The following is a 13,786-nucleotide window of genomic DNA, read 5'->3' as shown; positions in this document are numbered from 1 at the left end:
GCCGAATAATGCGTACCGATCACTCCACGGCCACAACCTGCTCGCCAACACCTTCATGCCTGGTGCGCAGAAGCACCGCCCCGAGCAAGGCAGCGAGTGCAGCGAAGCAGGCACCGGCCAGAAACGCCGATTGATAACCACCCGCCAGCGCGAAACTTTGCGTGCCACCCGCCAGTTGCAACGCCTGCGTGCGTGCCGCGGCGAGACTGGCGAGCACCGCAAGCCCGAGCGAGCCGCCCATCATGAAAGCGGTGTTGACCACGCCTGAGGCCAGTCCCGACTCGGAAGGCCCCACGTCGCTCATCGCCGCCAGCAATACGGGATTGAAAGCGATACCCGCGCCGAGCCCCAGCAACACCATGCCAGGCAGAATGTCGGGAAGAAAATGCCCCGACACCGGCGCACGCGAAAACAGCAGCAGCCCGCACGTCGCCAACACCAATCCCGCCGCCAACGGACGACGGATGCCGAAACGCATCACCAGCCTGGCCGACAGCCCCAGCGAAAACACCGCCATGATCAGGTTGGCGGGCAGAAACGCCAGCCCCACTTCCATCGGCCCGTAACCCAGCACCAGTTGCATGTACAACGCCGACAGGAAGAACCAGGCGAACATCGCGGCGGCCCACAACACGCCCACCACATTCGACACAGCGAGATTGCGCAGCTTGAACAGCCGCAGAGGCATCAACGGCACGTGCACGCGCGTTTCGATCCAGAAAAACGTAAGCAGCAACGCAAGCGCTATCGCCAGTTCGCTCAGCGTGCGCGTCGACAACCACCCGCTCTGGCTGCCATTGACGATGGCGTACACCGCCAGCATCAATGCAGCCGTCACGGTGAACGCGCCGAATACATCCAGGTGACGCGAAGCCGCGGTGCCGGGTGCCGCCGGCAACAGACGCAACGACATCACCATCACCGCCGCGCCGATCGGCAGATTCACCAGAAACACCCAATGCCAACTCAACGTGCTGGTGAGCAAGCCGCCGAGCATCGCGCCGAGGCTGCCGCCTCCCGCGCATACGAAGCCGTAAACGCCCATCGCCTTGGCGCGATCCGCAGGCTCGGTGAACAGATCCATGATCAGCGACAAGGCCACGGCCGTCACAACGGCGCCGCCCAACCCCTGAACGCTACGCGCCACCACCAGCGCCAACTGCGTCGTGGACAAGCCGCACGCGAGCGACGTCAACGTAAACAACGCGATGCCGATCAGGAACAAGCGACGATGTCCGTAAAGGTCGCCCAGCCTGCCGCCCAGCAACAGAAAACCGCCATAAGTGAGCATGTACGCATTGACCACCCAGGCCAGCGCCGTGTCGCCGAAGTGCAGATCCGTCTTGATCGACGGAAGCGCGACGTTAACGATGGTGGTATCCAGCACGATCATCAGCACGCCCAGGCACAGCACGATCAAGGCCAGCCATCGGCGATCCGGGTGCATGGCAACGTGAGGGGCCTGCCCGGTGGAAGCGGTTGTCATTATCTCTCCTGCATGGGTTGCAACATGGCGAGCGGCCGCCTCTCCCTACCTAACGTCGAACGAGCCGCACCGATATCGACATACCCCGACCGGCCACGAAGCGCAAGAAATGGCATGCTGCGCTGCGGTTTGACACTCGTGATTTAGATCGATTCAAATCCCGATTTCCGCGCGTTCCGACCGGTCGTACTCGGCACGACCCGACAGGGGTGACAGATGCACAAGGCACCAGGCAACACGAAACGGCTTTTTCGCCAAAACTTCATCTTCGCGGCACTCGCCCTGTTCACGACACTGGTCTGCGCGGATCAGAACGACACGTTCTATCGCTCTTTCGAAGCCGGCGAACCCGCGCCGATCGCCAGCCACGCCGGCGACGCATTCGCCATCGAGGTTGGCGGCGGCCCCTCGGCGGCCGATGCGTATACCGCCAAACCCGGCGTCGGCTTCAGCGGTCTGCACTCGCTGCACTATCACGGCGACGCGGGCGGCAAGCAGGGAGCCGCGGTCTTTGATGTGGATATACCCGTCCAGGCCGATACGCAGCTTTCGTACCTGCTCTTCCCCTGCATCGTTGCGAACGATTTGCGCGATCCGTCGACCTATGTGGCGATCGATCTCGTCTTCGACGACGGCAGCCGCCTTTCCGCCACGGATGCGCGAGACCAGCATCGCATTCCCGCCAATGCGAACGCGCTCGGTGCCAGCCGCACCGTCTACGTCAATCAATGGAACAAGCTGTCGGTCGACATCGGGCACGTTGCCAACGGCCGCCGCATTCGGCATATCGTGCTTGAGCACAACGGCCCTGGGGCACACTTCGAGGGCTTTCTCGACGATCTGCGCATCGGCCCTGCGCCCCAACAGACTTCGGACCAACATCCCAGCGATGATGTCTATACGCTGCGCGGCACAAACTCCGGCTACGTATTCTCGCGCGGCAACAACGTTCCCGCTGTAACGTTGCCGCACGGCTTCAATTTCTGGGCACCGGTGACCGATGCAAGCTCGGACTGGATGTACCAATACCAAGAGCGCAACGATGCGAACAACCGACCGCGCATCGAAGCCTTTTCGCTCTCGCACGAACCCAGTCCGTGGATGGGCGATCGGCAGACCTTCCAGCTGATGCCCGCCGCCGTCGCCAGCGGCGCGCCCAGTGCCAATCGCGCCGCACGGGCGCTGAGCTTCAGCCACGCCAACGAAATCGCGCACGCGCACTACTACAAGGTGACGTTCGACAACGGCATCGTCGGCGAGATGACACCCACCGATCACGCCGCCGCGCTTCGCTTCACGTTCCCCGGCAAACGCGGCCAGCTGGTGTTCGACAATCGCACGGATGAGGGAAGCATCACGCTTGATCCTGCGCACCGCAGCTTCAGCGGGTATTCCGACGTAAAGAGCAGATTATCGACCGGTGCGACGCGGCTGTTCTTCTATGCCACCGTCGATCAAGCCGTCAGCGAGAGCGGCCGCTTGACGGGCGAGGGCCGCGATCATGTCACGGCGTGGTTCGGCTTCGACACGTCCAAGAACAGAACGGTGAACGTGCGCATGGCGACGTCGCTGATCAGCCTGGATCAGGCCAAGCGCAATCTCGCCATGGAAATCGGTGCGCACGACAGCTTCGACGACGTGCGCGACAAAGCGCAACAGATCTGGGACAAACAGCTCAGCATCGTGAAAGTGCAAGGCGCCAGCCGCGACGAACGAGTCACGCTGTACTCCAACCTGTACCGATTGCTGATGTATCCCAACTCGGCCTATGAAAACACCGGCACGGTCGACAAGCCGGTGTATCAATATGCCAGTCCGTTCTCGCCCGAAGTCGGCACCGATACGCCCACGCACACCGGCGCGCGCATCGTGAACGGCAAGGTGTTCGTCAACAACGGCTTCTGGGATACCTATCGCACGGCATGGCCGCTCTACACGCTGCTGATGCCGCAGCAAGCGGGCACGATGATCGATGGTTTCGTGCAGGAATACCGCGACAGCGGCTGGATCGCACGCTGGTCGTCGCCCGGCTATGCCGATCTGATGGTCGGTACCAGCGCCGATGTGGCCTTCGCCGATGCGTGGCTGAAAGGCGTGCATAACTTCGATGTGAGTTCGTTCTATCAGGCGGCGCTCAAGGACGCGACCGTCGTCAGCCCTCTGGCCGGCACGGGACGCAAAGGTCTGCAACGTTCGATCTTCAACGGCTACACCGACACCGGCATCAAGGAAGGATTTTCCTGGTCGATGGACGGCTATATTGCCGACTTCGCCATCGGCAACCTCGCCGAGGCGCTGGCCAAACAACACGACGCAAGCGATCCGTACAACGCGCAATACGCCGTCGACGCCCACTACTTCCTCGATCGCGCGCTGGATTACGTCAACCTGTTCAATCCCGGCATCGGCTTCTTCGTCGGTCGCGATGCGAGCGGACAGTGGCGCTATACCAAACAGAATTTCGATCCGCTCCGTTGGGGCGACGATTACACCGAAACCGATGGATGGAACATGGCGTTCCACGCACCACAGGATGGCGCCGGACTGGCCGCCCTGTACGGCGGACGCGCCGAGTTGGCCGCCAAACTGGATCAGTTTTTCGCGACGCCCGGCATCTACCACGTCGGCGGCTACGGCGAACCGATCCACGAGATGCGCGAAGCGCAGGCGGTACGCATGGGCCAGTACGGCCACAGCAATCAGCCGTCGCATCACATCATCTACATGTACGACTACGCGGGTGAACCGTGGAAGGCGCAAGACAAGGTGCGCGATGTGCTCTCGCGTCTCTACCTGGGCAGCGAGATTGGCCAGGGGTATTTGGGCGATGAAGACAACGGCGAGATGTCGGGCTGGTGGCTCTTCAGTGCCGCGGGTTTCTATCCGCTGCGCATGGGTACGCCGGAATACGTGATCGGCGCGCCGTATTTTCCGCATATGGATATCGCGCTGGAAAACGGCAAGCACATCGTGATCAACGCGCTCGAGGTCAGCGATACCAATCGTTACGTCCAAAGCCTGCGCGTCAATGGCCAGCCGTGGAACAAGCTCACCTTGCCGCATGCGTTGCTTGCGGAGGGAGCGACGCTGGATTTCACCATGGGACCGAAGCCATCCCGCTGGGGAAGCGACGAACAGGCGTTGCCACCCTCGCTGTCCACCACAGGCGCGCCCTCGCCCATGCACGACCTGGTTGGCCCTGGACAGGGGACGCCCCGCAGCGAACCCGAGATTTCCAATCTCAACGCGCTGTTCGATCACAGCAGCGACACCGAAGCGCCATTGCCACGCGCGCAGTCCATTGTGAGTTGGCAATTCCTGCAACCGCGCACCGTGGCGATGTATACGTTGACCTCGGCCACGCAAGCACAGGCGCCTTCCGACTGGACGCTGGAAGCCTCCGACGATGGGCAACACTGGACGGTGCTGGAAACGCGCAAGAACGAGCGATTCCCTTGGGCACGCCAGACTCGGGCTTTCGATATCGGCAACCCTGGGCAGCACCGTTACTACCGGTTCCGCTTCGATAACGAAGCGCCGACGGCATTGGCAGAAATCGCACTGCTAGGACGCTGATACGCGTTCCCTTATCGTCACTCCCTCTCCTCTCCGGGGAGAGGGTTGGGGTGAGGGGCCACGCTTGCCGAAAAATACATCCGAGCAAGCAGGTTTCAGATTTTTTTGCTGTAAGTACAAATGTTGCCTTTGGGCAAGATTGCCCCCTCACCCCAGCCCTCTCCCCAAAGGGGAGAGGGAGTCGATCGAGGCATGCATCGACTAGCCCAAAAGTCATGCTCACAAGGCTGCCGCCGCGGTCTAAGGTGGAGAAATCTTTCCCACAGACAGGTGATCGCCATGCAGCGGTTTAGACGGATTCTCACGGCGGCAATATTTGGAAGTGCCACCACCCTGATGGCGGCACCTGCCGCATTCGGTGCCGATCCCGCCACTCATACCCACCCAGGACCGGACATCGGCATCGATCTGTCCGGCGTCGATCACACCATCCGGCCGGGTGACAATTTCTTCGACTACGCCAACGGCACGTGGTTGAAAACGGCGCAGATCCCGGCTGACCGCTCCAGCACCGGCACCTTCTTGAAAGTGTATGAGCTGGCCGAGAAACGCACGGCCAACCTGATCCAGAACGTCGCCAAGCAGCATCCCGCCGCCAGCAGCAATGAGCGCAAGATCGCCGATTACTACGCCGCCTATATGAACGAGGCCGCGATCGAGCAGCATGGACTCGCTCCACTGAAAGATCGGTTCGCGCGGATCGATGCGATCAAGACACACGACGATCTGGCCAGCGTGCTCGGCAGCGAACAGCGCGCCGATGTCGACCCCATCAACGACACTAATTTCCATACTGAAAATTTGTTCGGCCTGTTCGTAACGCAAGGTCTGGAAGACCCCGATCGTCCGATGGCCTACCTGATGCAGGGTGGCATTGCGATGCCAAGCCGCGATTACTACTTGTCGCAGGACAAGGAAATGGCGGATGCACGTGCGAAGTACGCGAACTATGTCACTGCTCTACTGAAGCTCGCTGGCACACCGGATGCGGATGCTCAAGCCAAGGCAATCATTGCCCTGGAAACCAAGATCGCGCAGGCACAGGAAAGCCTGGTGGACAGCCAGGATGTGCACAAGGCCAACAATGTGTGGAGCATGCAGGACTTCGCACAGAAAGCACCTGGACTGAACTGGATGGCCTACTTCAAGGCCGCCGGCCTCGGTGATCAGGAGCACATCGATGTATGGCAACCCTCCGCCACCACCGGCCTTGCCGCACTGGTAGCCAGCGAGCCGCTTGATACCTGGAAGCAGTACCTGCGCTTCCACGCATTGGACCAGTCCGCACCGCTGCTGCCGAAAGCGTATGCGGACCTCAGCTTTGATTTCTATGGCACCACGCTGCAGGGCACGCCCAAGCAGCAGCAACGCTGGAAGCGCGCCGTCGCCGCGACCAATACCGATCTCGGCGATGCAGTGGGCCAGATCTATGTGAAGCAATACTTCCCGGCCTCGTCGAAGGCGAAGATGGAAGCCATGGTGAAGAACATCATCGCTGCCTTCGCCGACCGCGTGGATACGTTGTCATGGATGACGCCAGCGACACGCGCCAAGGCCAAGGAGAAGCTCCAAACCCTGCGTGTAGGCGTGGGCTATTCGGAGACCTGGCGCAGCTATGCCACGCTGGACATCAAGGCGGACGATCCGCTCGGCAATCACGAACGCTCGGTGGCGCTGGAATATCAGCACCAGCTCGCCAAACTGCATCAGCCGATCGACCGTGGTGAGTGGTGGATGACGCCGCAAACCGTGAACGCGGTGAACTTGCCGCTGCAAAACGCACTCAACTTCCCCGCCGCCATTCTGCAGCCGCCGTTCTTCGATCCGAGTGCCGATGCCGCTGCCAACTACGGTGCAATCGGTGCAATCATCGGTCATGAAATCAGCCATAGCTTCGACAACACCGGCGCCGATTTCGATGCACAGGGCAAGCTTGAAAACTGGTGGACGCCGCAAGACGCTGCCCACTTCCAGGAAGCCACGCAAAAGCTGGTCAAGCAGTTCGACCAGTACGAGGCGCTGCCCGGCCTGCATGTGAATGGTCAGCAGACGCTGGGCGAAAACATCGCCGACGTATCCGGCCTTACCGTGGCCTATGCCGCCTATCACAAATCACTCGGCGGCAAGCCAGCTCCGGTCATCGATGGCCTCACCGGAGACCAGCGCTTCTTGCTTGCCTTCGGCCAGGCCTGGCGCTCCAAGATCCGCGACGCCGCCCTGCGCCAACGCCTTGCCACCGATGTGCATGCGCCCGCGAACTTCCGCGCACAGACGGTGCGCAACATCGACGGCTGGTACGACGCGTTCAATGTGAAGCCGGGCGAAAAGCTTTATCTCGCACCAGATGATCGCGTGAAGATCTGGTAACGCAGCAGCTTAAGACCCCTCCCCTCCGGGGAGGGGTCTGGGCGAGGGGTCACGCTTGCAAACCGCAGGCTCAAGGCATGCTTCGATGCAACTCGTCGCCAAGCTGCTCAAAATGAAAGACGGAAAGCGGCTACCTGCGTAGCCAGTTATCAGGCGATGCCCAATCCAGCGATACCGGCCATGGCTTTGTCGTCGAATCCAGCCATTTCGGCGAAACGCCGACCACGTTCTGCGTAGTCGTGAAACTGATCGAAACTAGGAGCCCCCGGTGAAAGCAGCACAACGCCACTTTCCGGTGTAATGGTGCGCGCCATCTCGATGGCATCGTCAAGCTTGTCGACGTCGCCGAGTGGAATCTCGGATTTGCTCGCACGCAACGCTGCAGCGATACGCGGACCGTTCGCGCCCTGCGTCACGATGCGCAACGCCGAACGCGCGGCAACGGCCTGCACGAAGGGAGACCAGTCGAGGCCGCGATCATGCCCGCCAACGATCACAGTGACTTCGCGGCCGCGCAAACTGTCGAGTGCGGCGATGGTCGCCAGCGGCGTGGTGCTGATGGAATCGTTGATCCACTGCAGTCCATCGCGTTCGCCCAAGGGCTGCAAGCGATGCGGCAATGCCTCGAAACTGGAAAGCGCCGGCACTGCCGCAGTGGCGTCGAAACCCATGATCTCCAGCGCAGCCAACGCCGCGCAGGCATTCAGTGCGTTGTGCAGGCCGGGAACGGAAAGCTTGTCCAGCGCCAGCACCGATGCTTCGCCGCGACGAATGAACCCGTCCGCCACATACCAACCGTCCAGGTTGCCAAACAGTTGGCGATGCGGATGGGTAGCCGTTTTTTCCAGTAACGATGGTTGCTCCGCATTGACGAGCAACTGTTGCGCCGCATCAGCCAACTTGAGCTTGTCGGCAACGTAGCGTTCGCGCGAACCGTGCCAGTCGAGATGCTCCTCGTACAAGCTGGTGATGACGCCAAGTTCCATCGCTCCGGCTTCGCCGGTTTGGAAACTGGAAAGCTCGATCGCCCATAGATCGGCTTGTTGATCGAGCAGTTCGAGCAAAGGCAGGCCAATATTTCCCGCCAGCGCGGTGCGCACACCTAAAGCACGGGCGAGGTGCGCAAGCAGCGCCGTGGTGGTGCTCTTGCCTTTGGTACCCGTCACGGCGACGACGCGCGCTTGCGGATTTTCCGCAAACCACAGTGCCGTACCGGATATGAAACGCGTGCCTTGCGCTTGTGCGGTGAGAATCGCCGGTTTGTAGGCGGAAATGCCGGGCGATTTGATCACCACGTCGTACGCGCTGAGCGCGATGGCATCCGGCTCGTGCGCGTACACGCGTAACGCGGCGTCGAATGTTTGCGCGTCGGGCGCTTCCGCTTCGCTGCAATACAAAGCGAGCGACAGCTCCGGAGCACGACGACGCAAGGCGCGGATCGCGGCGCGCCCTTCGCGCCCGAAACCCCAGATCGCTACGCGCTGCCCGGCAAGTTCGGCGATACGCATGTCAACCGATCGCCGCGAGCGCCGGCTGCAACCGCTCGGGTACGCGATGATCGCCCGCGGGCTTCAACCAAGGCTCCAGCGCCAGCTCGGCGACATCGAGCTGCGGCAGGATCTCGCTGCGGAAACGCGCAACGATGGCATCTTCCTGCCACTCCGGCCGCTGGCTCAACGCATACATCGCGGCGCGCGCCTCGGCACCCTCGCCCACGCATTCGAACGGTTTGTGGTCGTGGTATTCCAGCAAGGCATCGAAACCTGCGGTTTGCGCTTCGTCATCCAACACGTTGCGGCCGAAGATGGCCAGCAAGCGCGGCTTGGGCAGAAACGGCGCAAGTGCGAGGAACACGAAATGGCATTTGGGGCATTCGCCGCACCAGCGATCCGCCGGCTTGGGGCCCAGTATCTTGAAATTGCGATTGCAGCTGGAGAACACGTCGAAGTACGGCGTGAGCTTGGCGAATGCGCGCGTAATCGCAAGCTCGGAGTAAGGACGCAACAGCGAGCAGTAATGGAGATCGGCCGCCACATGCGTGTGCAGCCAGTCACCCAGTAAGCGCTCGAAGGCGTAGCCCTTGCTCCACTGGTGGTTCACCTGCTGACCGTCGTATTCCAGCGTGGCGGCGGAGGCGGAACGTTCGTTGGCGAAGGCGATGCTGTCGTAGCCGTAGAGAATCGCCGCGACAGCGAGCACCGCCGAATTCACCGCCGTCACCGGAATATGTCCATTCCATGCGCCGAGCCGATTGAGCTCGAACAAGCCCGGAGCCAGTTCGCGCTGAATATTGAGCGTGGGCAATCCCGTGCGTTCGGCGCACGTGGCGATCAAGGGCGAATTGCCCACCCACACGGCCGTTGCCTGGCCTCCGATGTGTTTGATCGCTTCGACAGCGACCAGCGAATCCTTGCCGCCGCCGATGGGAACGAGTGTGCGCTCGGGGAGATGCAGAGTCGCCGCCTTGACCATGCCGGAAGGCTCGCCGGAACGCGGAAACGCGATGCGCCCGCGCAGGTCCAGGCCGTTGCGATACGCGAATTCGGCAAGACCATGCAGGTACAGGGCCTCGAGCAAATCCGCGGTGGCATCGTCCAGCGGACCGTTGGAAAGCTCGATCTTGGGCGGAACACCGGCTTTGTAATAGCTGATGCCGGCGATCAGGTGCAGAAGTTTCAACGCCGCTTCGAAGGCATGCTTGCGCTCGGCTGTCACGGCAGGTGCCGCAGGAAAGCGCACGCGTTCGATCAGTTCCTCGCCGTGGTCGAAGGCATAGACCAGCTCCGCGACGCCATGGGCGTACGTGCAACGCACGAAGCGGAAGACTTGGGTCAGGCGGGGTTGGATCGGGTGGGTCACTCGAAATGCTCCGGATCTATTTCTAACTTGTCGCGAGCGTCGCCCCTCACCCCAGCCCTCTCCCCAAAGGGGAGAGGAAGCAGAGCCACACTGCGCTTCACTCCCTCTCCCCTCTGGGGAGAGGGCTGGGGTGAGGGGCCGCTCTTGCCAAAGCCTCCAAAATCACCTCAAGCACCGCTTCCGTATTCGTCAAAACGTCATTGTTCCAGAAACGCAGCACACGGTAACCCATTCCTTCGAGTCGAGATGTGCGATCGGCATCCTCTGCCATCAATTCCGCATGTTGCCCGCCGTCCAGTTCCACGATCAGGAGAGCATTTGGACAGATGAAGTCGACGATGTAGCGATCGATTTCATGCTGTCGGCGGAATTTCCATCCTGAGAAGTGGCGATTGCGCAGATGGCGCCAAAGCAGGTGCTCAGCGTCGGTCATATTTCTGCGCAATCCCCGCGCACGATCTACATGCAAGCGTTTCATCCTGAAACACGACTCCCTCGCTTTGCTCCTTCTCCCCTCCGGGGAGAAGGTCGGGATGAGGGGCTGCTCTTGCGATAAAGCCCCATCAAACCCCTTTTGATTTTGCGTTACCGCAAGAGCGTCCCCTCACCCTACCCTCTCCCCAAAGGGGAGAGGGAAAAGCGTGGAGCATCAGTCGAGGATGATCTCTTCCGCCTCATCCCGCAGATTGTACGGCGAGGACATGACTTTCCCGTAGGCACCGGCCTGGGCAATCAGCACCACGTCGCCCTCCTTCGCCTCGGGCAGCCGGCGATCGGAACCGATCACGTCGCCGCTTTCGCAAATGGGGCCCACGACCTGGTACAGCGCTGTCGCCGGCTCATCGAGACGGGTGAGATTGACGATTTCGTGCCAGGCGTCGTACAGCGCCGGGCGGATCAGGCTGTTCATGCCCGTGTCCACGCCGAGATAACGCCAGCTGCCCTTGCCCTTCTGCTGCGTGACGCGGGTGAGCAGCACGCCGGCGTCGGCCACCAGGTAGCGGCCGGGCTCCATCCACAACTTGTAGTGCGGATAGGCAGCCTTGACCTTGCGCAACACCTCGTCCAACGCCGCGACGTCGAGTCGCGCTTCGCCCGGATGCGAGGGCACGCCCAGACCGCCGCCGATATCGAGGAAAGCGACGCTGCCGATACGCTCGGCGAGGCTGGCCAACTGGCCGTACACCTCGCCCCAGTGCTTGTCGTCGAGAATGCCCGAGCCCAGATGCGCGTGCAGACCGCGCACCGTCACGCTGTGCGTATCTGCAAGGCGAAGGAACGTGTCGATCTGGTCCACCGGCAAGCCGAATTTGCTGCCGCTGCCGCCGGTACGCACTTTCTCGTGATGGCCAAGGCCGCGACCGAGATCCACGCGCAGTACGATTTCGCGCCCGCGGAAAACCTCGCCCCAATGTTCCAACGGATAGAGCGAATCGAGCGAAACAGTGGCGCGCGTGCCGAAAGCCCACGCGTAATCCTCGCGCGGCGCGAAGTTAGGGGTGAACAGCAGCGGCGCCGATTCGGGAACGGCCGCCATCACGGCTTTCAACTCGCCCGGCGACACGCACTCGAAGCCGAACCCTTCTTCGGCCAGGGCACGCAGGATTGCAGGGTGTGTGTTCGCCTTCACCGCGTAGTGCAGGCGATCCACCGCAGCAAGCGTTTTCAGGTTGCGTGCCTGCTGACGCACCGTAGGCATGTGATAGACATAGCGCGGCGTCGCTTCGGCACCCAGTTGCAGCAGCCGATCGCGAGATTCCGTACGCCACCAGGCATCGCCGGCAGCCACCACTTCGCCACTGCCATACAGGCTTTGCCAGCTGGGTCCGAACAACGCGCTGTCGTCGGTGCGCAGCGCGCCCGCGGCGATCAGCATTTCGTGCAGGCGCGGAATGAGATCGTCCACCACGCTCTCGTCCACGACGAAGGTGAGGTTGAGGTTGTTCGACGATTGCGAGATCAGATGCACGCGCAATTGACCGAATTCCGCCAACACGCCCGACAAGGTATGCAGCATGGAACGCATGCCTCGACCGGCCAGCGTGATCGCCGCGCAAGGTGCGATGACTTTCACGCGACATACCTTGGCCAGGTCGCTGGCAAGCGCGGCGACCGCATCGGAATCGAGCAGGTTTTCCGTAGGATCGAGCGATACGGTGACGTTGGTTTCGGCCGAACTGATCAAGTCCACCGAGAGGCCATGCTGCTTGAACTGCGCGAACACGTCGGCCAGGAAGCCGACCTGCTGCCACATGCCTACCGATTCCATCGACACCAGCGTGATGCCCTTGCGTGCGCTGATCGCTTTCACGCTCGGCGCATGCTCGCGCACTTCGGGGCCGATCACGGTGCCCTCGAGCTCGGGCCGATTGGTGTCCTTGATCAGCATCGGCACGCGCGGTTCGCGCAGCGGCGACAGGCAGCGCGGATGCAGCACTTTCGCACCCGTCGAAGCAATTTCCTGGGCTTCTTCGTAGTCGAGTTTCTGCAGCAGGCGCGCACCGGGCACCTGACGCGGATTGGCGGTGAACATGCCGGCGACGTCGGTCCAGATTTCCACGCGCTGCGCTTTCAGCAACGCGCCGAAATAGGACGCGGACGTATCCGACCCACCGCGACCAAGCAGCACCGTGCGGCCCTGCGATTCGCGCGCGATGAAGCCTTGGGTGATGAACACCTCGCCGAGTTTGGCCAGGCGCGTGTTCAACGCAGGATCGGGCTTGGCCTCGACCATCGCCGACAGCAGCTTGGTGCGCTCGTTCTGATTCGGCAGCGCCACGGCAGCGAGACAATCGCGCGCATCCACCCACTGGGTGGGCAATCCGCTGTGGCTGAGAAAGGCCGCGCCGAGTGCGCTCGACATCAGCTCGCCATGCGCCTGCATCAGGGCAGACCACGCCAGTTCGCCAAGCACGGCCGGGCCTTCTTCGGCCAATCGCGCCAACTCGGTGAGGCGCACCGCGAGCGTATCGGGAACCGCCAGCTGCATGTGATCGAGCAGGTCATAATGACGTTGCGCGATCATCTTCGCAGCCTCGATCCGTTTGCTTTTGTCTTCCTGCGCGCACAGTTGTTTGAGTGCGTCGGTGATGCCGGTGAGCGCGGACACGACCACCAGCACGCGCGCGCCTTCGGCACGACGGCTGGCAACCAGCTCACGGATGTTCTGCCAACGAGGCAAGGTGGCGACACTGGTGCCGCCGAACTTCATCACGATCCAGGGAGCGCCGGCGGAAAGCGGCGCGGAGGCGTTGGAGGTCACGGTTTCTCTGTCAGGGTTGCGGGGAAAACAATCCTGCCAGTGTTGCGCTGCATCAGCCGGAATGCAACCGGTGATTGGGAATATGGGTTTGGACGGCTAAACGCCACCAACCCTGCTCTCTCTACTCATACGGCAACCTACTCCCTCTCCCCTCCGGGGAGAGGGCTGGGGTGAGGGGGCAATCTCGCGATAGAAATAGTTCGAAGCGAGGTTCTTTGGGGGGCTGGAAGCCAACC

At 61.8% G+C, this 13,786-nt stretch carries 7 protein-coding genes; 2 read left to right on the top strand and 5 right to left on the bottom strand.

Going from position 1 to position 13,786, the window contains the following annotated elements:
* Positions 1-19: 19 nt before the first annotated feature.
* A complete protein-coding gene (locus DWU99_RS07620) occupies positions 20-1,486 on the bottom strand; it encodes a DHA2 family efflux MFS transporter permease subunit (RefSeq protein ID WP_233510958.1) in 1,467 nt (488 codons plus the stop codon).
* Positions 1,487-1,702: 216 nt separating this feature from the next.
* On the opposite strand from DWU99_RS07620, the gene DWU99_RS07615 reads away from it, so the two are divergent.
* A complete protein-coding gene (locus DWU99_RS07615; protein WP_115477422.1) occupies positions 1,703-5,062 on the top strand; it encodes a GH92 family glycosyl hydrolase in 3,360 nt (1,119 codons plus the stop codon).
* Positions 5,063-5,341: 279 nt separating this feature from the next.
* Positions 5,342-7,429 carry a M13 family metallopeptidase gene (locus tag DWU99_RS07610; RefSeq protein ID WP_115477708.1) on the top strand — a complete coding sequence of 696 codons (2,088 nt, stop codon included), beginning with the start codon at positions 5,342-5,344 and terminating at the stop codon, positions 7,427-7,429.
* Positions 7,430-7,578: 149 nt separating this feature from the next.
* Here the strand turns inward: DWU99_RS07610 and murD are convergent, their stop codons facing one another.
* The 4 genes from murD to DWU99_RS07590 all read right to left on the bottom strand — a co-directional run bounded on the left by murD (position 7,579) and on the right by DWU99_RS07590 (position 13,550).
* Positions 7,579-8,937 carry a UDP-N-acetylmuramoyl-L-alanine--D-glutamate ligase gene (murD, locus tag DWU99_RS07605; protein WP_115477421.1) on the bottom strand — a complete coding sequence of 453 codons (1,359 nt, stop codon included), beginning with the start codon at positions 8,935-8,937 and terminating at the stop codon, positions 7,579-7,581.
* Between the two features lies 1 nt (position 8,938).
* Positions 8,939-10,288 carry a UDP-N-acetyl-alpha-D-muramoyl-L-alanyl-L-glutamate epimerase gene (gene murL / locus DWU99_RS07600; RefSeq protein WP_115477420.1) on the bottom strand — a complete coding sequence of 450 codons (1,350 nt, stop codon included), beginning with the start codon at positions 10,286-10,288 and terminating at the stop codon, positions 8,939-8,941.
* A gap of 97 nt (positions 10,289-10,385) precedes the next feature.
* On the bottom strand, positions 10,386-10,766 hold the full coding sequence (locus DWU99_RS07595; RefSeq protein ID WP_115477419.1) for an endonuclease domain-containing protein: 381 nt from the start codon (positions 10,764-10,766) through the stop codon (positions 10,386-10,388).
* Between the two features lie 171 nt (positions 10,767-10,937).
* A complete protein-coding gene (locus DWU99_RS07590) occupies positions 10,938-13,550 on the bottom strand; it encodes a bifunctional aspartate kinase/diaminopimelate decarboxylase (RefSeq protein ID WP_267897507.1) in 2,613 nt (870 codons plus the stop codon).
* Between the last annotated feature and the right edge of the window lie 236 nt (positions 13,551-13,786).

The sequence above is a fragment of the Dyella psychrodurans genome, from assembly GCF_003363265.1.
Classification (GTDB): Bacteria; Pseudomonadota; Gammaproteobacteria; order Xanthomonadales; family Rhodanobacteraceae; genus Dyella_B; species Dyella_B psychrodurans.
The sequence above is the reverse complement of the archived record's forward strand: the minus strand, read 5'-3'. Positions and strand labels throughout refer to the sequence as shown.

What these genes read in the sequence shown, in the direction of transcription:
- DWU99_RS07615 (WP_115477422.1), top strand. Translation starts at nt 1,703, where the DNA reads ATGCACAAGGCACCAGGCAACACGAAACGGCTTTTTCGCCAAAACTTC.
- DWU99_RS07595 (WP_115477419.1), bottom strand. Translation starts at nt 10,766, where the DNA reads ATGAAACGCTTGCATGTAGATCGTGCGCGGGGATTGCGCAGAAATATG.
- DWU99_RS07620 (WP_233510958.1), bottom strand. Translation starts at nt 1,486, where the DNA reads ATGACAACCGCTTCCACCGGGCAGGCCCCTCACGTTGCCATGCACCCG.
- DWU99_RS07610 (WP_115477708.1), top strand. Translation starts at nt 5,342, where the DNA reads ATGCAGCGGTTTAGACGGATTCTCACGGCGGCAATATTTGGAAGTGCC.
- murD (WP_115477421.1), bottom strand. Translation starts at nt 8,937, where the DNA reads ATGCGTATCGCCGAACTTGCCGGGCAGCGCGTAGCGATCTGGGGTTTC.